Raw genomic sequence first — 17,873 nt, forward strand, 5'->3', positions numbered from 1 at the left:
CGACCGGCGGCGCGGAACCCGAGAAGGTCCCGACGACCGGCTCGGCGGCCCCGGAAGGTCCCGACGACCGGCTCGGCGGGCCCCATGCGGTCCCCACGACCGACGGGGCGGGCCCCGGAGAAGGGCCCGCCCCGCCGTGCGCCGCGGCTCCTACGCGGTGGGCACCCGGTCCGGCACGATCCGGTGCGCGGGGTCGCGGACCTCGCCCACCAGCATCTCCAGGACGTCCTCCAGGGCGACCAGGCCGAGCACCCGGCCAGAGCCGTCCGCGACCTGCGCCAGATGGGTCGCGGCACGGCGCATCACGGTGAGGGCGTCGTCCAGGGGCAGTTCGGCGCGGAGCGTGGCCATCGGACGCCACAGTCGCTGGGGCACCGCCCGCTCCCGTTCGTCCAGGTCGAGGACGTCCTTCACGTGCACGAAGCCCATGAAGGCCGTGGCCGCCTCGGCACGGACCGGGAAGCGCGAGTACCCGGTGCGGACGGTCAGCTCCTCGATCTCGCTCGGGGTGACCGTCGGCGGAACCGTGACCAGGGAGGACGGGGCGATGAGGACGTCCGTCACCGGGCGGGTGCCCAGTTCCAGGGCGTCCTCCAGGCGCTCCTGCTCGGCCGGGTCGAGCAGTCCGGCCTGGCCGGCGTCCTCGACGAGCCGGCCGAGCTGGGCACTGGTGAAGACCGCCTCCACCTCGTCCTTCGGCTCGACCTTGAAGGCCCGCAGGACCAGCCGGGCACAGGCGCCGAGCGCGGCCGTCACGGGCCGGCAGAGCCGGGCGAACCCGACCAGGCCGGGGGCGAGCCAGAGCGCGGTCCGCTCGGGCGCGGCCATCGCCAGGTTCTTCGGGACCATCTCGCCGATGACGAGGTGGAGGAAGACGACCGCGGCGAGGGCGATGACATAGCCGAGCGGGTGGATGAGCCCCGCCGGGACCCCGACCGTGTGGAAGACGGGTTCGAGGAGACGGGCCACGGTCGGCTCGGCGACGGCGCCCAGCGTCAGCGAGCAGACGGTGATGCCGAACTGCGCGGCCGCCATCATCTGCGGCAGGTTCTCCAGACCGTGCAGGACCTGCTTGGCACGGGCGCCGCCGAGCGGCTCGATCTGGCTGCGGCGGACGGAGACGAGCGCGAACTCGGCCCCGACGAAGAAGCCGTTGGCCAGGACGAGGAGGACGGCGAAGAGAAGCGGAAGGGTGCTCATCGGACCGCCTCCGCGGCCACGGGGACGGGCGCGTCCAGCCGGCCGGGCACCGGGTCGGACGCCGAGCCGGACACCACACCGGACACCGGATCCAGGTCGTGCCCCGGGCCCGGCACCGCACCGGACACCGGATCCGGGTCGTACCCCGGGCCGGCCGCCGGGTCGGACGCCGAGTGGAACGTCGGATCCGGCGCCGGGCCGGTCCGGACGATCCGCACCCGCTCGGCGCGGTAGCGGTCGACCTGGCGCACCGAGAGCCGCCAGCCGGGCAGTTCGGCCCGGTCGCCGGGGGCGGGGATGCGTCCCAGGAGGTCGGCGACGAGCCCGGCGACGGTCTCGTACGGACCGTCGGGCACGTCGAGGCCTATCCGGCGCAGGATGTGGACCCGGCAGGAGCCGTCGGCCTCCCAGGCGGGCCGGCCGTCCTCGGCGGGAGCGGCGGCCAGCTCGGGCCGCCCGTCGGCCACCGTGTCGTGCTCGTCGCGGACCTCGCCGACGAGTTCCTCGACGATGTCCTCCAGGGTGACGACACCGGCCGTGCCGCCGTACTCGTCGACGACCACGGCGATCGGCTGTTCCCGGCGCAGCCGTTCCAGGAGAGTCTGGACGGGCAGCGTCCCGGGCACGAGGAGCGGCGGGACCGCGATCCGGCCGACGGGGGTGCGCAGCCGGGCGTGCGGCGAGACGGCGAGGGCGTCCTTGAGGTCGACCATGCCGACGATCTCGTCGATGCGGTCGCGGTAGACGGGGAAGCGCGAGAGGCCGGTGGCCCGGGTGAGGTTGAGGACGTCGGCCGCGGTGGCGTCCCACTGGAGGGCGCTCACCTTCACGCGCGGGGTCATGACCCGCTCGGCGGTGAGGCCGCCGAGGGACAGGGTCCGTACGAAGAGGTCGGCGGTGTCCTGTTCGAGGGCCCCGGCCATGGCGGAGTGTCGGGCCAGGGAGACCAGTTCGCCGGGGGTGCGGACGGAGTCCAGCTCCTCGGTGGGCTCGACGCCCAGGAGCCGTACGAGCCGGTTCGCGACCCGGTTGAGCAGGGAGATCACCGGCCGGAAGACGGCGGAGAAGTACCGCTGCGGGGTGGCCACGAAGCGGGCCACCTGGAGCGGCCGGGAGACCGCCCAGTTCTTCGGCACGAGCTCGCCGACCACCATCTGGACGGCGGAGGCGAGCAGCATCCCGATCACCACCGCGATCCCGGAGACGGCCCCGGCGGGCAGTCCGGTCGCGGTGAGCGGTCCGTGCAGCAGCCCGGCGAGCGCGGGCTCGGCGAGCATGCCGACGACGAGGGAGGTGATGGTGATGCCCAGCTGGGTGCCGGAGAGCTGGAAGGACAGCTCGCGCAGGGCGGTGACGACGGTGCGGGCGCGCCGGTCGCCGGCGGCCGCGGCCCGCTCGGCATCGGCGCGCTCGACGGTCACGAGTCCGAACTCGGCGGCCACGAAGAAGCCGTTGGCGAGGATCAGGACGAAAGCCGCGAAGAGCAGCAGAAGGGAGATGATCATGCCGCCGCCTCCTGGGAGGGGGCGGCGCAGGTACTACCGGACGATCCGTCCATTGCTGGAGGGAGTCACTCCTCGGGTCGAAGGGTGGCCTCGCGGGCCGCGGAACCGCGGCCCTGCACACGCGAGGCGGTGGTGCCGCTCGGCACCACCGCCTCCAGAGTAGTCACGCGAAGGCCCGGAGGGGCAGGGGGTCGGCCCCGGATGGGGGACATCACGCCCCCGCCCGCCGGGCCCGTCCGCTCCGCCCCCGGCCGTCGCACGGTCCACGCCGCCCTGCCGGCCGGACCGTTCGCTCGGCCCGCCGGCCGTCAGGCCGTCTGCTCCGCGCCCGTGCCGCGGCTGTCGGCCAGGGCCCGCAGGGCGCGGGCGTCCCGGATGGCCGACTCCTTGGCGATCCCGGGCTGGATGCCCAGCGCCGGCAGGCTGGTGCCGTCGCTCAGGTCGAGGAAGACCCAGGGGTCGCCGGGGCGCAGGTTGACCTTGAGGATCTCCGCCCAGGCCAGCCGCCGGGTCCGGGTGATGTTGACGACCGTGACGCCCTCGTCGTCGGCGACGACCTTGGGGCGGCTCAGCAGCAGCAGGCCGCCGGAGAGCAGCGCGGCGGTGAAGAAGAAGCTGGCGCGCTCCCCCGGGCCGAGCCGCTCCAGCATCACCGCGACGACGCTGATGACGGCGAAGATCGCGACGCTCATCGTGATCAGGACGACCCGGGTGCGCCCGGGACGGAACGTGACCGGGAGGGCGGGCGTCTCTGCTTGGGACATCGGTGGTTCCTCGGTGCCTTCGGTGCGGGCGGTCCGTGCCGTCAGAGGCGGCAGGCGTGGATGGCGGTGGTGAGGATGGCGCGGGCACCGATCTCGTACAGGTCGTCCATGATCCGCTGCGCCTCCTTGGCGGGGACCATCGCGCGGACGGCGACCCAGCCCTCGTTGTGCAGCGGGGAGACGGTCGGCGACTCCAGGCCCGGGGTGAGGGCGACGGCCTGCTCCAGGTGCTCGGCGCGGCAGTCGTAGTCCATCATCACGTACGAGCGGGCGACGAGGACGCCCTGGAGGCGGCGCATGAACTGCTGGACCTGCGGGTTGTCGTCGGCGGCGCCGTGGCGGCGGATCACGACGGCCTCGGAGGTGAGGATCGGCTCGCCGATGACCTCGAGTCCGGCGTTGCGCAGGCTGGTGCCGGTCTCGACGACGTCCGCGATGATCTGGGCGACGCCGAGCTGGATGGCGGTCTCGACGGCGCCGTCCAGGTGCACGACGGAGGCGTCGATGCCCTGGTCGGCGAGGTGCTTGGCGACGATGCCCTCGTAGGAGGTGGCGATCGTCATGCCGCCGAAGTCCTCGGGGCCGTTCGCGGTGCCCGGGCGGGTGGCGTACCGGAAGGTGGAGCGGCCGAAGTTCAGCGCGAGGATCTCCTCGGCGCTGGCGCCGGAGTCCAGGAGCAGGTCGCGGCCGGTGATGCCGATGTCCAGCTTCCCGGAGGCGACGTAGATCGCGATGTCCTTCGGGCGCAGGTAGAAGAACTCGACCTCGTTGTCGGGGTCGATGACGACGAGCTCCTTGGACTCCTTGCGCTGGCGGTAGCCGGCCTCATGGAGCATTGCCGACGCAGGTCCGGAGAGGGAACCCTTGTTGGGAACGGCGATGCGCAGCATGGGGTGAGCTTCCTTTGCCTGGGAGTGGTGGGGAGTCCGGGCGCCGACGCGCCCGGAGGGGTGTGCTCAGAGGTGGGCGTAGACGTCGTCGAGCGAGATCCCGCGGGCGACCATCATCACCTGGACGTGGTACAGCAGCTGCGAGATCTCCTCGGCGGCGGCTTCCTTGCCCTCGTACTCGGCGGCCATCCAGACCTCGGCGGCCTCTTCGACGACCTTCTTGCCGATGGCATGGACGCCCTTGTCCACCAGTTCCGCGGTGCGGGAGGTGGCCGGGTCGCCGGTCTCGGCCTTGAGCTTGAGCTCGGCGAAGAGCTCTTCGAAGGTTTTGGGGGTTCCGTTCGCCATGATGGTCCTAAGAGTACGGGGTGAGGGTCGCGTCATCAGCGCCAGGGTTCGCTCACCGTGCGCAGCGTGGTCGCGGTGGCGACGGCGGCGGTGACGGCCTCGTGGCCCTTGTCCTCGGTGGATCCTTCGAGGCCGGCCCGGTCGAGGGCCTGCTCCTCGGTGTCGACGGTGAGGACACCGAATCCGACGGGTACGCCGGTGTCGATCGAGACCTGGGTGAGGCCGTGGGTGACGCCCTGGCACACGTACTCGAAGTGCGGCGTTCCGCCGCGGATGACGACGCCGAGCGCCACGATGGCATCGTAGCCGCGCCCGGCGAGGACCTTCGCCACGACCGGGAGCTCGAAGCTGCCGGGGACGCGGAGGAGGGTCGGCTCGTCGATGCCCAGCTCACTGAGGGCGCGCAGGGCGCCGTCGACGAGACCGTCCATGATCTTCTCGTGCCACTGCGCCGCGATGACCGCGACCCGCAGGTCGCCGCAGTTCTTCACGCTGAGGACGGGTGCGCCCTTGCCGCTCATGATTCTCCTTGCCGGTGGATACGTACGTGATTACTGGTTGGCGCAGGTGGAGGCCGGGGAGCCGTCGAGCCAGGGAAGGTCGTGGCCCATCCGGTCCCGCTTGGTGCGCAGGTAGCGGAGGTTGTGCTCGCCGGCCGTGACGGGCATGGGCTCGCGGCCCTCGACCGTGAGGCCGTGCCGGGTCAGGGCGTCGATCTTGTCGGGGTTGTTGGTCATCAGGCGCAGGCTCCGGACGCCGAGGTCGACGAGGATCTGCGCGCCGGCCGCGTAGTCGCGGGCGTCGGCGGGGAGCCCGAGTTCCAGGTTGGCGTCGAGGGTGTCGCGGCCGCGCTCCTGGAGCTCGTACGCGCGGAGCTTGGACAGCAGGCCGATGCCGCGGCCCTCGTGGCCCCGGAGGTAGACGACGACGCCGCGGCCGGCCTCGGTGATGCGGTCCATGGAGGCCTGCAGCTGGGGGCCGCAGTCGCAGCGCAGTGAGTGGAAGATGTCGCCGGTCAGGCACTCGGAGTGGACCCGGACCAGGACGTCCTCGCCGTCGCCGATCTCGCCGTGGACGAGGGCGACGTGCTCGACGCCGTCCACGGTGGAGCGGTAGCCGTACGCGGTGAAGTCGCCGTGCGCGGTGGGGAGCTGGACCTCGGCCTCGCGGCGGACGGTCGGCTCGGCGGAGCGCCGGTAGGCGATCAGGTCCTCGATGGAGATGATCGTGAGGCCGTGCTTGCGGGCGAAGGGGACCAGCTCGGGCAGGCGCAGCATGACGCCGTCCTCGCCGGCGATCTCGACGATCGCGCCGGCCGGGCGGAGTCCCGCGAGGCGGGCGAGGTCGACGGCGGCCTCGGTGTGGCCGTTGCGGGCCAGGACGCCGCCGGGCTTGGCGCGCAGCGGGAAGATGTGGCCGGGCCGGACGAAGTCGGAGGGCTCGTGGTCGCCGCTCGCGAGCATCCGCAGGGTGGTGGCGCGGTCGGCGGCGGAGATGCCGGTGGTGACGCCGTGGGCGGGGGACGCGTCGACGGAGACGGTGAAGGCCGTGCGCATCGACTCGGTGTTGTGCTCGACCATCTGCGGGAGCTGGAGACGCTCCAGTTCGTCGTTCTCCATCGGCGCGCAGATCAGTCCGCGGCACTCGCTCATCATGAAGGCGATGACCTCGGGGGTGGCCTTCTCGGCGGCGATGACGAGGTCGCCCTCGTTCTCGCGGTCCTCGTCGTCGACGACGACGACGGGGCGGCCGGCGGCGATGTCGCGGATGGCCTGCTCGACGGGGTCGAGGGCGAGGTCGGTGGCGTCCCAGATCGGCAGCGCGCTCATGCGTGGGCTCCTTCCAGAGCGTTGGCGGAGGTCGTGCGCGTCCGGAGCCACCAGTCGCGCATGCCCCAGACGACGAGGGCGAAGTAGATGACGTAGACCAGGCCGGAGAAGGCGAGGCCGCTGTTGAAGGCGAGCGGGACGCCGACGAGGTCGACGAGGAGCCAGGCGAACCAGAACTCGACCAGGCCGCGGGCCTGCGCGATCATCGCGACGAGGGTGCCGACGAAGATGTACGCGTCGGCCCACGGGCTCCAGGAGAGCGACGGGTAGAGGGTGAACAGGCCGCCGACGGCGAGGGTGCCGACGACCGCCCCGGCGAGGAGCAGTCCGCGCTCCTTCCAGGTGGCGAAGCGGACGGCGATGGAGCCGTCCTGGGCCTGCTGCCGGCCCCGGTTCCACTGCCACCAGCCCCAGGCGGCGACGCCGATGACGAGGAGCTGCTTGCCGACGCCGCCGGAGAGGTGGGCGGAGGCGTAGGCGCCGACCAGGATCACGCCGGAGAGCAGCTGGGCGGGCCAGGTGAGGATGGAACGGCGCCAGCCGAGCGCGAGGGCTATGAGTCCGATCGTGTTGCCGATCATGTCGGACCACATGATCTGCTGACCGAAGGCGCTGAACGCCTCGGAGTTGAGCCAGCTCACTTGTCGCTCTCCTTGGCGTTCGGGCCGAGCAGCCGCTCGACGTACTTGGCGATGACGTCCACTTCGAGGTTGACCGGGTCGCCGGACTGCTTGATGCCGAGCGTGGTCAGGTCGAGGGTGGTGGGGATGAGGCTGATGGTGAACCAGTCGTCGGTGACCTCGACGACGGTGAGGCTGACGCCGTCGACCGTGATCGAGCCCTTCTCGACGACGTACCGGGAGAGGTGGGCGGGCAGGCCGACCTTGACGAGTTCCCAGTGCTCGGACGGGGTGCGCTCGAGGATCGTGCCGGTGCCGTCCACGTGGCCCTGGACGATGTGACCGCCGAGGCGGCCGCCGACGGCCATGGGCCGCTCCAGGTTGACGCGGGAGCCGACCTCCAGGGCGCCGAGGCTGGACCGCTTGAGGGTCTCGGCCATGACGTCGGCGGTGAACTCGCCGTCGCCGAACTCGACGACCGTGAGACAGACACCGTTGACGGCGATGGAGTCGCCGTGCTGGGCGCCTTCCGTGACCAGGGGACCGCGCAGGCGGAAGCGGGAGGCGTCCTCCAGCTGCTCGACGGCGGTGACCTCGCCCAGTTCTTCGACGATTCCGGTGAACACGGTCAGGCTCCCTTGAGGGTGGCGGTGAGGTGCGGGGTGGCGGTGATGCGGAGGTCGGGTCCGACGCGCACGGTCTCGGTGACGTCGAGCCGCAACGCTTCGGTGATCGTGCTGATTCCTGCGTCGGCGAGCGCGTTCGGGCCGGCGCCGAGGAGGACGGGGGCGAGGTAGCCGACCACCTGGTCGACGGCGCCCGCTGCGACGAAGGCGCCCGCGAGGGTGGGGCCGCCTTCGAGGAGGACGGAGCGGACGCCGCGCGCGTGGAGGGCGTCCAGGAGGGCGGGGACGGACAGGCCGCGCTCGGCCCTGGGGAGGCGTACGGCCTCGGCGCCGTCGAGGGAGGACTCGGCGTCGTCCGCGATCGCGATCAGGGTGGGGCCCGCGTCGTCAAGGACCCGGGCACCGGGCTTCACGGCGCTCGCCTCGGTGTCGACGACGACCCGGAGCGGCTGGACGGCCCCCTCGATGCCGCGTACGGCCAGATGGGGGTCGTCCGCGCGGGCGGTGCCGGAGCCGACCACGACGGCGTCGGCCTCGGCGCGCAGCCGGTGGACGTCGGCGCGCGACTCGGCGGAGGTGATCCAGCGGGAGGTGCCGTCGGCGGCGGCGATCCGGCCGTCGAGGGTGGCGGCGTACTTCCAGCGGACGAAGGGGCGGCCGTGGCGTACGGAGGTGAGCCAGGCGATGTTGCCGGCCTCGGCCTCGGCCTCCAGGAGGCCCTGCTCGACCTCGGTCCCGGCGGCACGCAGGGTGTCGGCACCGCCGGTGGCCTGCGGGTTCGGGTCGCCGACTGCGTACACGACGCGGCTGACGCCGGCCTCGATCAGAGCCTGGGCGCAGGGGCCGGTGCGGCCGGTGTGGTTGCAGGGTTCGAGGGTGACGTAGGCGGTTCCGCCGCGGGCGAGGACGCCTGCCTCGCGCAGGGCGTGGACCTCGGCGTGGGGGCCGCCGGCGCGCTGGTGGAAGCCTTCGCCGACCACGTGTCCGGAGGCGTCGGTGATGACGCACCCGACGACCGGGTTGGGGCTGGTGGCGCCGAGACCGCGTGCGGCGAGCTCGACGGCGCGTCGCATGGCGGTGATGTCGGCCTGCTGGGCCACCGGGTCCTCCTGCCTCTTCGGGCACGGACTCCGGGGCCTGTCGATGACGACAGAGAAGCGGAACGACGCTCGCGCAGGGTGCGCCGAGGCCGAGGTCCCGCGGGTACGCCGATCGGTGTCGATACGACGACCAGCGGACATACGGCCGGCACACCCCTGACAGGGGTCGCCCGCCGCGCACTGCCTCCCATCCGGACTTTCACCGTCGGTCCAGGAATCTCACCTGGTCAACCGGCCACTGGCTGTGGACGGGTCGCGGACTATACCGCCGGTTCGGAATTACACCGACCCCGGAGTGCGCTGCTGCTGATACAGGGCCAGTGTGCCACGACCCGCGCGGGGCGATGCGGCCGGGTTCCTGTGGCCTGGCTCACAGACTTCCACATCACCCTTCTTTGGTCCAGACCTATTGACGCACTGGTCTAGTCCTCTTAATCTCCGTGTCACCTCCGAGGAACGGTCCGGCGGGGTGCGCACTCCACGGGCCCAACACGAGCCACCCCTTTGTTCGTTGTGTTCTTCCTCCCCCTGCGCCTGACGGCGTGGGGGGTCCCCCGCCCCAGGAGGAAAGATCGTGTTGTCCCCCACCGCGAAAAGAGCCTCGCTGCTCTCCTCCGGCGCAGCCGTCGCCGGGCTGCTGCTCAGCTCGCTCTCCGGCGGCGTCTCGTACGCGGCCGACAACGAGTCCTGTCGCCCCGACGGGCTCTACAAGACCCCGGGCGTCGACGTCCCGTACTGCTCGGTCTACGACACCGAGGGCCGCGAGAAGATGGGCGCGGACCACCAGCGCCGGGTCATCGGCTACTTCACCGGCTGGCGCGACGGCAAGAACGGCCAGCCCGCCTACCTGGCCAAGGACATCCCGTGGGAGAAGATCACCCACATCAACTACGCCTTCGGCCACATCGGCGGGGACAACAAGCTCTCCGTGGGCACGGACGGTCCGAACAACGCGGCCACCGGGATGACCTGGCCCGGTGTCGCAGGCGCCGAGATGGACCCCGCGTACTCCTACAAGGGCCACTTCAACCTGCTCAACAAGTTCAAGAAGCAGCACCCGAACGTGAAGACGCTGATCTCGGTCGGCGGCTGGGCCGAGACCGGCGGCTACTTCGCGGACAACGGCGACCGGGTCAACTCCGGCGGCTTCTACTCGATGGCGACCAACGCCGACGGTTCGGTCAACCAGGCCGGGATCGACACCTTCGCCGCCTCGTCCGTCGACTTCATCCGCAAGTACGGCTTCAACGGCGTCGACATCGACTACGAGTACCCGACGACCATGAAGGACGCCGGGAACCCGCTCGACTGGCAGCTCGCCAACGCGCGCCGCGCCGGACTCGTCCAGGGCTACGCGGCCCTCATGAAGTCCCTGCGCGAGAAGCTGGACGTCGCGGGCGCCGCCGACGGCAAGCACTACCTGCTGACCGTCGCCGCCCCCTCCTCCGGCTATCTGCTGCGGGGCATGGAGACCTTCCAGATGCAGAAGTATCTGGACTACGTCAACATCATGTCCTACGACCTGCACGGCGCCTGGAACGAGTACGTCGGGCCCAACGCCTCCCTCTTCGACGACGGCAAGGACGGCGAGCTCGCCGCCGCCAACGTCTACGGCTCGGCCCAGTACGGCAACATCGGCTACCTCAACACCGACTGGGCGTACCACTACTTCCGCGGCTCGATGCCGGCCGGCCGGATCAACATCGGCCTGCCCTACTACACCCGCGGCCACAAGAACGTGCAGGGCGGCACCGACGGCCTGTGGGGCAAGGCCTCCGCGACCACCTGCCCGGCCGGAGCCGGTCTGACCAAGTGCGGTGACGGCGCCACCGGCATCGACAACCTGTGGCACGACAAGGACACCAACGGTGTCGAGTCGCCCGCGGGCTCCAACCCGATGTGGCACGCGAAGAACCTCGAGAAGGGGATCGTCGGCGACTACGTCACCCAGTACGGCTTCCCGGCGAACACCACCCTGACCGGCACCTACGCCCGCAAGTACGACTCGACCCTGGTCGCTCCGTGGCTGTGGAACGCGCAGAAGAAGGTCTTCCTCTCCACCGAGGACGAGCAGTCGGTGGCAGCCAAGGCCGACTACGTGGTGAACAAGGGCATCGGCGGCACCATGGTCTGGGAGATGGCCGGTGACTACGCCTGGAACGCCGCCAAGGGCCAGTACGAGATGGGCTCGACGCTCACCTCGCTGATGTACGACAAGTTCAAGACGGCCGCCCCGTACGGCGCGAAGAAGTCCAACGCGACCCTGCCGACCAAGGCCGTGAAGATCGACGCGCAGTTCACCGAGTTCAAGCTCGGCGACTCGAACTACCCGATCACCCCGAAGATCAAGATCACCAACAACACGGCGACGGCGCTGCCGGGCGGCACCGAGTTCCAGTTCGACTACGGCACCTCGGCCCCGGCCAACGCCTCCGACCAGTCGGGCTTCGGCACGAAGGTGATCAGCAGCGACCACACGGGCAGCAACGTGGGCGGCCTGAAGGGCGACTTCCACCGCGTCTCCCTGAAGCTCCCGGCCTGGCAGTCGCTGGCCCCGGGCGCCACGGTCGACCTGGCGTTCAACTACTACCTGCCGGTGTCCACCCCCTCCAACTGGACGGTGAACATCAACGGCACGACGTACGCCCTCGCCGGTGACCTGGCGCGCGGCACGACGGTGGTGGAGCCCGGGACGACCACCCCGCCGACCACGCCGCCCACCACGCCTCCGACGACCCCGCCCACGACTCCCCCGACCACGCCTCCGACGACGCCGCCCACCGGCTGCGGCACGGTCCCGGCGTACGTGGCCGGCACGGTCTACAACGCGGGCAACGAGGTCTCCCACAACGGCCGCAAGTACAAGGCCCAGTGGTGGACCCAGAACGAGACGCCGGGCACGACCGGCGAGTGGGGCGTCTGGAAGGACCTCGGGGCCTGCTGACCCACCCCCTCCGAACCCCCGGCGGCGGAACATCACGGCCCTTGCCGCCGCCGGGCTCCCACAGCGCCGCGCCCCCCTGTCCGGGGCGCGGCGCCTCCGCGTGTGCGGGGCGCGGCGCCTCCGCGTGTGCGGGGGAGGCCGAGGGCGGTCAGTCTGGAGACATGAGCACGATCCTGGTGACCGGTGGCACGGGAACCCTCGGCCGGCCCGTCTGTGAGCGGCTGCGCGCGGACGGCCACGACGTACGGGTCCTCAGCAGGCACTCACCGCCCTACGCGGTCGACCTCCGGCAGGGCGGGCCGCTGCTCGACCGGGCGGTCGACGGGGTCGACGCGGTCGTCCACTGCAGCAACATCCTGCGCGGCGACAAGGACGCCGCGCACCTCCTGATCGAGGCGGCCCGGCGCGCCGGGGTGCCGCATCTGCTCTACATCTCGATCATCGGCGTCGACCGGGTGCCGCTCGGCTACTACCGCACCAAGTACGCGGTGGAACGCATGATCCAGGGCTCCGGCATCGGCTGGACGCTGCTCCGCACCACCCAGTTCCACGACCTGATCCTCCAGCTGCTCCAGGGCCTGGCAAAGCCGCCCGTGATGCCGCTGCCCAAAGAGGTGCGGGACCAGCCCCTGGAGGTGACGGAGGCGGCCGCGCGCCTCGCGGAGCTGGCCGCGGGGCCACCGGCGGGCCGGGTGGAGGACATGGGCGGCCCCGAGATCAAGACCTTCGTCGAGCTGGCCCACTCCTATCTGCGGGCGAGCGGCCGTCGGCGCCGCCTCGTGGAGGTCCCGTTGCCGGGAAGGGTCTACCGGGGGCTGCGGCGCGGCGAGCACCTGGCACCGGACCGCGCGGTGGGGCGGGTGACGTTCGACGAGTTCCTGGCGGGGCGGTTCGGCGGGGCGGGCGGCCCGGGCGCGGGTGCGGGCCCAGGCGGGGGCGCGGGCGCGGGCGCCTGAAGCCTTGTGCTGCCCGTAGACCTGTTCCGGTGTCCCGTCGTTCCCGGGTCCCCTCGTTCCCGGGTCCCGCCGTTCCGGTGTCCCCTCGTACCGGAGTCCCCTCGTCCCCGGGTCCCGCCGTTCTGGGGTCCGGCGTCCTAGAGTCCCGCCGTCGGCGCCCCGAAGAGCGCGTCCTGCGCCGCGTCCCGGGCCAGGAGCAGGGCACCGCGCAGCACCGCCGCGCCGCCGAGCGCCGTCGCGCGGACCTCCGTACGGAGCGGGGAGAGGGCGGCGAGTTCGGCCTCCACGCGGGCGGCGAGCGCGGCGCCGCCCTGGTGTCCGGTCTCCCCCGCGAGGACCACGCAGCCGGGGTCGAGGACCGAGACGACGGCGGCCGCGCCGACGGCGAGACGACGGGCCAGGGCGTCGAGGAAGGGAGCGTGGCCCGGATGCGGTGCCGTCCCCGTGGCGGAACCGTCCGCCCCGGCGTCCCCGGAGGTCAGCGCCTCTGCCGCCGTGAGACCGTGGACGGCGGCCAGGGACTCGACGGCCGCCGCGCAGGCCAGCTCGTGGAAGCCGCCGTCGCAGCCGGTGGCCGAGGGAAGCCCCGAGGTGCCGGGCACGGGCAGGAAGCCGATCTCGCCGGCGCCGCCCGAGGCCCCGCGGCGCAGCCGTCCGCCCAGGACGACGGCCGCGCCGACGCCCTGGCCGAGCCAGAGCAGGACGAAGTCCTCGCGGTCGCGGGCCGTGCCCTCGCGCAGTTCGGCGACGGCGGCGAGGTTGGTCTCGTTCTCGACGAGGACGTGCGCGGGCAGCCGTTCCTGGAGGACGCCGACGAGCCGCCGGTGCCAGGCGGGCAGTCCCGAGGAGTCGCGGAGTTCGCCGGTGGCCGGGTCGATGAGGCCGGGGGCGCCGACGGCCACGCTGTGCAGCCGGTCGGCGCCCGCCTCCTTCACGGTCCGCTCCAGGAGCGCGACCGCCTTCTCGACGGCGGGCCCGGTGTCACTGTCGTCGCCGACGGGTACGGAGGCCTCGGCGAGCGTGGTGCCGAGCAGGTCGGCGACGGTGACGGAGACCGACCGGGTCCGTACGTCGAGGGCGGCGAGGTGCGCGCGGTCGGCGACGAGTCCGTACAGCTTGGCGTTGGGTCCCCGGCGTTCGGCTCCGGACTCCCCGACGACATGGACGAGCCCGGAACGGTGGAGCCGCTCGACGAGGTCGGCGACGGTGGGCCGGGAGAGTCCGGTGAGGGTCTTGAGCTGAGTGGCCGTCAACGGGCCTTCGTCCTGGAGCAGTCGCAGGGCGAACCGGTCGTTGATGGCTCGTGCGGTGCTCGGGGATGCGGCCATGCGGCGATCCTCTCAGACGCGCCCGGGTACGGATGCCGTCCTGCGGTCTATTTATCAGGCAGGGTTCCTGATAGTTTACGGCCGCACCACCCGGCCATGCCACGTCACCACCCAGGGAGGGACCATGGCGGCGGAGACCGTCACCAGCACCGAACGCCTGCGGCGGGCGCGCTTCGCCGTCGCCGCCGTCTTCTGCGTCCACGGCGCCGTCACCGGCAGTTTCGCGACCCGCATCCCCTGGATCCAGGAGCACGCGGGCGTGAGCGCGGGACAGCTCGGACTCGCGCTCGCCTTTCCCGCCCTCGGCGCCTCCGTCGCGATGCCGCTGGCCGGGGCCGTGTCCCACCGGTTCGGCGCCCGTACGGCGCTGCGCGGCCTGCTCACCCTCTGGACGCTGGCCCTGACGCTGCCCTCGCTGGCCCCGAACGTCTGGGGCCTGTGCGCCGCGCTCTTCGTGTACGGCGCGACCGCCGGCATGTCCGACGTGGCGATGAACGCGCTCGGGGTCGAGACCGAGAACCGGCTCGGAAAGTCCATCATGTCGAGCCTGCACGGCATGTGGAGCGCGGGCGCCCTCATCGGTTCCGCCGCCGGTACGGTCGCCGCCCACCTCGGCGGCGACGCCCGGCTCCACCACCTGATCGCGGCCCTGGTCCTCACCGCCCTCGGTCTGGTCTTCTGCCAGGGCGTCCTGGACGTGCGCAGCACGCCGGACGAGGAGCCGCCCCCGCGCTTCTCGCTGCCGCCGAAGTCCGCGCTGATCATCGGCGCGATCGGCTTCTGCGCGGTGTTCGCGGAGGGCGCCAGCCTCGACTGGTCGGCCGTCTACCTCCGGGACGAGCTGGGCAGCTCCGCCGGGCTCGCGGCCGCCTCGACGACCGCCTTCGCGCTGACGATGACCGTCGCACGCCTGGCCGGCGACCGGGTCGTGGACCGCTTCGGCGCGGTCCGTACGGTACGGGTCGGCGGCGCCGTCGCCACCCTCGGCGGGGTCCTGGTCGTCCTCGCCCCGCACGCCGCCGTCGCCATGGCCGGATTCGGTCTCATCGGGCTCGGGGTCGCGGTCGTCGTGCCGCTCGCCTTCGCGGCGGCCGGGCGCAGCGGCCCCAACCCGAGCCAGGCCATCGCGGGCGTCGCCACCATCACGTACACCTCGGGGCTCATCGCGCCCTCGGCGATCGGCGGCATCGCCGACGCGACCTCGCTGGTCTTCTCGTTCGGCCTGGTCACCCTGCTCGCCCTGGGGCTGGTCGTGGGCGCGGGCGTCCTCAGGTCCGCGGATCGGGAGTCCACACCGGCGACGCCCGCTCCGGAGAAGACCCCGGGCCGCGTCGGGTAGCGGTTCCGGGCCCGGGCGGACGGGGGTCCCGGGCCCGGGCGAACGTCCCGAGCCCCCGGCGGCGCATACCATGTGGCTGATCTTTTGCGGTCACGACACGGCCGCCGGAACCGGAGAACGGGAGCCACCTCATGAACCTCGGCGTGCGCTGGACTTTGCACGGCGACGGGAAGACACCCGCTCCCGGAGCCGTCGTCCGCCCGGACGAACGGCTCTCCTGGCCCCGTACCGTCGGCCTCGGCGCCCAGCACGTGGTCGCCATGTTCGGTGCCTCGTTCGTCGCTCCGGTGCTCATGGGGCTCGACCCGAACCTCGCGATCATGATGTCCGGTTTCGCGACCGCGATCTTCCTGCTCGCGACCCGCGGCACCGTCCCCTCCTACCTGGGCTGCTCGCTCTCGTTCGTCGGTGTCGCCGCGGCGATCCGGGCCGCCGGCGGCACCAGCGCCACCGTGACGGGCGCGGTGTTCGTCGTCGGCGCGGTGCTCTTCCTCGCCGGCCTCGCGGTCAGGAAGTTCGGGGCGCGCATCATCCACGCGGCGATGCCGCCGATCGTGACCGGCGCCGTCGTCATGCTGATCGGCTTCAACCTGGCCCCGGTCACCGCGGCCACCTACTGGCCGCAGGACCAGTGGACGGCGCTCCTCACGATGCTGTTCACCGGCCTCGCCGTCGTCTGCCTGCGCGGCTTCTGGTCCCGCATCGCGATCTTCCTCGGCCTGATCTTCGGCTACGGCATCTCGTGGATCTTCGACCTGGTCTTCGGCAAGATCCATTCGATGTCCGCGAGCGGCCAGGTCACCGACCACTGGCGGCTCGACCTCTCCGGTGTCTCCCAGGCCGACTGGGTCGGTCTGCCCACGTTCCACGGCCCGAGCTTCGAGTGGTCCGCGATCCTGGTCGCGCTGCCCGTCGTCATCGCCCTGATCGCCGAGAACGCCGGACACGTCAAGGCGGTCGGCGAGATGACCGGCAAGCCGCTGGACGACCAGCTCGGCACCGCGATCGCCGCCGACGGTGCCGCCTCGATGCTGTCGACGGCCGTGGGCGGCCCGCCGAACACCACGTACTCCGAGAACATCGGCGTCATGGCCGCCACCCGCGTCTACTCGACGGCCGCGTACTGGGCCGCCGCCGGCTTCGCCCTGCTCTTCGGCCTCTGCCCGAAGTTCGGCGCGGTCGTCGCCGCCATCCCCGGTGGCGTCCTCGGCGGCATCACCGTGATCCTGTACGGCATGATCGGCCTGCTCGGCGCCCAGATCTGGATCAACGCCAAGGTCGACCTGCGCAACCCGCTCAACCTGGTCCCGGCCGCCGCGGGCATCATCATCGGCGTCGGCGGGGTGAAGCTGACCTTCACGGACACCTTCGAGCTGGGCGGCATCGCGCTCGGCACGATCGTCGTCATCACCGGCTACCACGTGCTGCGGGCCTTCGCCCCGGCCCACCTCAAGCAGCAGGAGCCGCTCCTCGACTCGGGCACCAGCTCGTACGAGGGCACGTCCGGTGACAGCACCTCCGGCGAGAGCACGTCCGGCGAGAGCACGTCCAGCGAGGGCACGTCCGGTGAGAGCACGTCCGGCGACGGGCCGCTGTCGAAGAACTGAGTGATTCGCCCGTTCTGGGTAAGCCGGGCCGGAGGAGTTCCCTCCCGGGCCCGGCGACTGGGAGCCTGCCCGCATGGCGCAGACCCAGCAGATCGGGCAGAGCGAACAGACACAGCGGGTCGGGCGGCAGCCCGGCCCGTTCCTCGCGGTCGACCCCGTGGTGGACCGGATGCGGGCGTTCCGATCGGCCTGGCATCCGGCCGACGGGGTCGCCGTCTTCAACCGGGTCTATCTGACCGTCACCGAGGAGATCGGCCACGCCATCGAGGCGGGCGGCTTCGCCGACCGGCGTGCCGCCGCCACCCTCGACGTGCGGTTCGCCGAGCGCTATCTGACGGCGGTCGACGCGGCCGCGACCGGCCGCCCCTCCCCCGCCTGCTGGCGGCCGCTGTTCCGCTACCGCCGGCATCCCGGCGTACGGCCGCTGCAGTTCGCACTGGCCGGGATCAACGCCCACATCGGCCACGACCTGGCCCTCGCGGTGGTCGACACCTGCCGGGTCCTGGAGTGCGCGCCCGCCGACCTGGAGGACGAGTTCGACCGGGTCGGGGACGTCCTGGTCCTCCTGGAGGAGCGCATCCGGGAGGAACTGATGCCGGGCCCGGACCTCCTGGAGATCGCGGACCCGCTGACCCATCTGCTCGGCTGCTGGAGCCTGGACCGGGCCCGCGACGGGGCCTGGCTCGCGGCGCGCTCGCTGTGGCAGCTGCGCGGCCTGCCCGAGCTGGCCGAGGAGTTCACGGAACGCCTCGACCGCTCGGTGGGCCTGGTGGGACGGATGCTCCTCACGCCCCTGACCAGGCCCTGAACCGGCCGG

16 protein-coding genes and 1 riboswitch are annotated in these 17,873 nt (G+C 72.2%); of the genes, 5 read left to right on the top strand and 11 right to left on the bottom strand.

What is annotated here, in order from left to right:
* Positions 1 to 150: 150 nt before the first annotated feature.
* The 10 genes from ACFQ79_RS19915 to ribD all read right to left on the bottom strand — a co-directional run bounded on the left by ACFQ79_RS19915 (position 151) and on the right by ribD (position 8,882).
* Complete coding sequence (locus ACFQ79_RS19915; RefSeq protein ID WP_383585217.1) at positions 151 to 1,200, bottom strand: hemolysin family protein; 1,050 nt, start codon at positions 1,198 to 1,200, stop codon at positions 151 to 153.
* Positions 1,197 to 2,705 carry a hemolysin family protein gene (locus ACFQ79_RS19920; protein WP_383585219.1) on the bottom strand — a complete coding sequence of 503 codons (1,509 nt, stop codon included), beginning with the start codon at positions 2,703 to 2,705 and terminating at the stop codon, positions 1,197 to 1,199. Before ACFQ79_RS19920 ends, ACFQ79_RS19915 begins: the two co-directional genes overlap by 4 nt.
* A 308-nt stretch (positions 2,706 to 3,013) precedes the next feature.
* The gene (locus ACFQ79_RS19925; RefSeq protein WP_383585222.1) at positions 3,014 to 3,469 is read right to left on the bottom strand and encodes a PH domain-containing protein; all 456 of its coding nucleotides are present in this window, start codon (positions 3,467 to 3,469) and stop codon (positions 3,014 to 3,016) included.
* Positions 3,470 to 3,510: 41 nt separating this feature from the next.
* Positions 3,511 to 4,359, bottom strand: coding sequence for an ATP phosphoribosyltransferase (hisG, locus tag ACFQ79_RS19930; protein WP_383585224.1), 849 nt, complete (start codon positions 4,357 to 4,359; stop codon positions 3,511 to 3,513).
* 66 nt (positions 4,360 to 4,425) lie between these two features.
* Entirely contained in the window at positions 4,426 to 4,707 is a 282-nt protein-coding gene (locus tag ACFQ79_RS19935; protein WP_073818722.1) for a phosphoribosyl-ATP diphosphatase, read from the bottom strand.
* Between the two features lie 35 nt (positions 4,708 to 4,742).
* Entirely contained in the window at positions 4,743 to 5,228 is a 486-nt protein-coding gene (gene ribH, locus ACFQ79_RS19940; RefSeq protein ID WP_015032243.1) for a 6,7-dimethyl-8-ribityllumazine synthase, read from the bottom strand.
* 30 nt (positions 5,229 to 5,258) lie between these two features.
* Positions 5,259 to 6,536, bottom strand: a complete 1,278-nt coding sequence (locus ACFQ79_RS19945; RefSeq protein WP_383585226.1) for a bifunctional 3,4-dihydroxy-2-butanone-4-phosphate synthase/GTP cyclohydrolase II — start codon at positions 6,534 to 6,536, stop codon at positions 5,259 to 5,261.
* Positions 6,533 to 7,129, bottom strand: a complete 597-nt coding sequence (locus ACFQ79_RS19950; RefSeq protein ID WP_383585305.1) for a nicotinamide riboside transporter PnuC — start codon at positions 7,127 to 7,129, stop codon at positions 6,533 to 6,535. The genes ACFQ79_RS19945 and ACFQ79_RS19950 overlap by 4 nt, the downstream gene beginning before the upstream one ends.
* Before the next feature lie 44 nt (positions 7,130 to 7,173).
* Entirely contained in the window at positions 7,174 to 7,782 is a 609-nt protein-coding gene (locus tag ACFQ79_RS19955; protein ID WP_030316363.1) for a riboflavin synthase, read from the bottom strand.
* 2 nt (positions 7,783 to 7,784) lie between these two features.
* Positions 7,785 to 8,882 carry a bifunctional diaminohydroxyphosphoribosylaminopyrimidine deaminase/5-amino-6-(5-phosphoribosylamino)uracil reductase RibD gene (gene ribD / locus ACFQ79_RS19960; RefSeq protein WP_383585228.1) on the bottom strand — a complete coding sequence of 366 codons (1,098 nt, stop codon included), beginning with the start codon at positions 8,880 to 8,882 and terminating at the stop codon, positions 7,785 to 7,787.
* Between the two features lie 173 nt (positions 8,883 to 9,055).
* Positions 9,056 to 9,185: riboswitch (FMN riboswitch) on the bottom strand.
* 271 nt (positions 9,186 to 9,456) lie between these two features.
* Here ribD and ACFQ79_RS19965 point away from each other — a divergent pair.
* Positions 9,457 to 11,826, top strand: a complete 2,370-nt coding sequence (locus tag ACFQ79_RS19965; RefSeq protein WP_383585231.1) for a chitinase C-terminal domain-containing protein — start codon at positions 9,457 to 9,459, stop codon at positions 11,824 to 11,826.
* A gap of 161 nt (positions 11,827 to 11,987) precedes the next feature.
* Complete coding sequence (locus ACFQ79_RS19970) at positions 11,988 to 12,782, top strand: SDR family oxidoreductase (protein WP_383585234.1); 795 nt, start codon at positions 11,988 to 11,990, stop codon at positions 12,780 to 12,782.
* Positions 12,783 to 12,919: 137 nt separating this feature from the next.
* Here ACFQ79_RS19970 and ACFQ79_RS19975 read toward each other — a convergent pair whose 3' ends face one another.
* Entirely contained in the window at positions 12,920 to 14,110 is a 1,191-nt protein-coding gene (locus ACFQ79_RS19975; protein WP_383585236.1) for an ROK family transcriptional regulator, read from the bottom strand.
* 124 nt (positions 14,111 to 14,234) lie between these two features.
* On the opposite strand from ACFQ79_RS19975, the gene ACFQ79_RS19980 reads away from it, so the two are divergent.
* From ACFQ79_RS19980 to ACFQ79_RS19990, 3 genes are all read left to right on the top strand, one after another.
* Entirely contained in the window at positions 14,235 to 15,449 is a 1,215-nt protein-coding gene (locus ACFQ79_RS19980; RefSeq protein ID WP_383585239.1) for an MFS transporter, read from the top strand.
* A gap of 131 nt (positions 15,450 to 15,580) precedes the next feature.
* A complete protein-coding gene (locus ACFQ79_RS19985) occupies positions 15,581 to 17,056 on the top strand; it encodes a uracil-xanthine permease family protein (protein ID WP_383585241.1) in 1,476 nt (491 codons plus the stop codon).
* A gap of 73 nt (positions 17,057 to 17,129) precedes the next feature.
* A complete protein-coding gene (locus ACFQ79_RS19990; protein WP_280922607.1) occupies positions 17,130 to 17,864 on the top strand; it encodes a DUF5995 family protein in 735 nt (244 codons plus the stop codon).
* The last annotated feature ends 9 nt before the right edge of the window (positions 17,865 to 17,873 follow it).

Origin of the sequence: Streptomyces sp. NPDC056480, from assembly GCF_042795405.1 — a bacterium.
Lineage (GTDB): Bacteria > Actinomycetota > Actinomycetes > Streptomycetales > Streptomycetaceae > Streptomyces.

Coding starts and splice junctions, on each gene's coding strand:
- ACFQ79_RS19975 (WP_383585236.1), bottom strand. CDS start 14,110: ATGGCCGCATCCCCGAGCACCGCACGAGCCATCAACGACCGGTTCGCC.
- ACFQ79_RS19970 (WP_383585234.1), top strand. CDS start 11,988: ATGAGCACGATCCTGGTGACCGGTGGCACGGGAACCCTCGGCCGGCCC.
- ACFQ79_RS19945 (WP_383585226.1), bottom strand. CDS start 6,536: ATGAGCGCGCTGCCGATCTGGGACGCCACCGACCTCGCCCTCGACCCC.
- ACFQ79_RS19980 (WP_383585239.1), top strand. CDS start 14,235: ATGGCGGCGGAGACCGTCACCAGCACCGAACGCCTGCGGCGGGCGCGC.
- ACFQ79_RS19985 (WP_383585241.1), top strand. CDS start 15,581: ATGAACCTCGGCGTGCGCTGGACTTTGCACGGCGACGGGAAGACACCC.
- ACFQ79_RS19990 (WP_280922607.1), top strand. CDS start 17,130: ATGGCGCAGACCCAGCAGATCGGGCAGAGCGAACAGACACAGCGGGTC.
- ACFQ79_RS19920 (WP_383585219.1), bottom strand. CDS start 2,705: ATGATCATCTCCCTTCTGCTGCTCTTCGCGGCTTTCGTCCTGATCCTC.
- ACFQ79_RS19925 (WP_383585222.1), bottom strand. CDS start 3,469: ATGTCCCAAGCAGAGACGCCCGCCCTCCCGGTCACGTTCCGTCCCGGG.
- ribH (WP_015032243.1), bottom strand. CDS start 5,228: ATGAGCGGCAAGGGCGCACCCGTCCTCAGCGTGAAGAACTGCGGCGAC.
- hisG (WP_383585224.1), bottom strand. CDS start 4,359: ATGCTGCGCATCGCCGTTCCCAACAAGGGTTCCCTCTCCGGACCTGCG.
- ACFQ79_RS19950 (WP_383585305.1), bottom strand. CDS start 7,129: ATGTGGTCCGACATGATCGGCAACACGATCGGACTCATAGCCCTCGCG.
- ACFQ79_RS19915 (WP_383585217.1), bottom strand. CDS start 1,200: ATGAGCACCCTTCCGCTTCTCTTCGCCGTCCTCCTCGTCCTGGCCAAC.
- ACFQ79_RS19935 (WP_073818722.1), bottom strand. CDS start 4,707: ATGGCGAACGGAACCCCCAAAACCTTCGAAGAGCTCTTCGCCGAGCTC.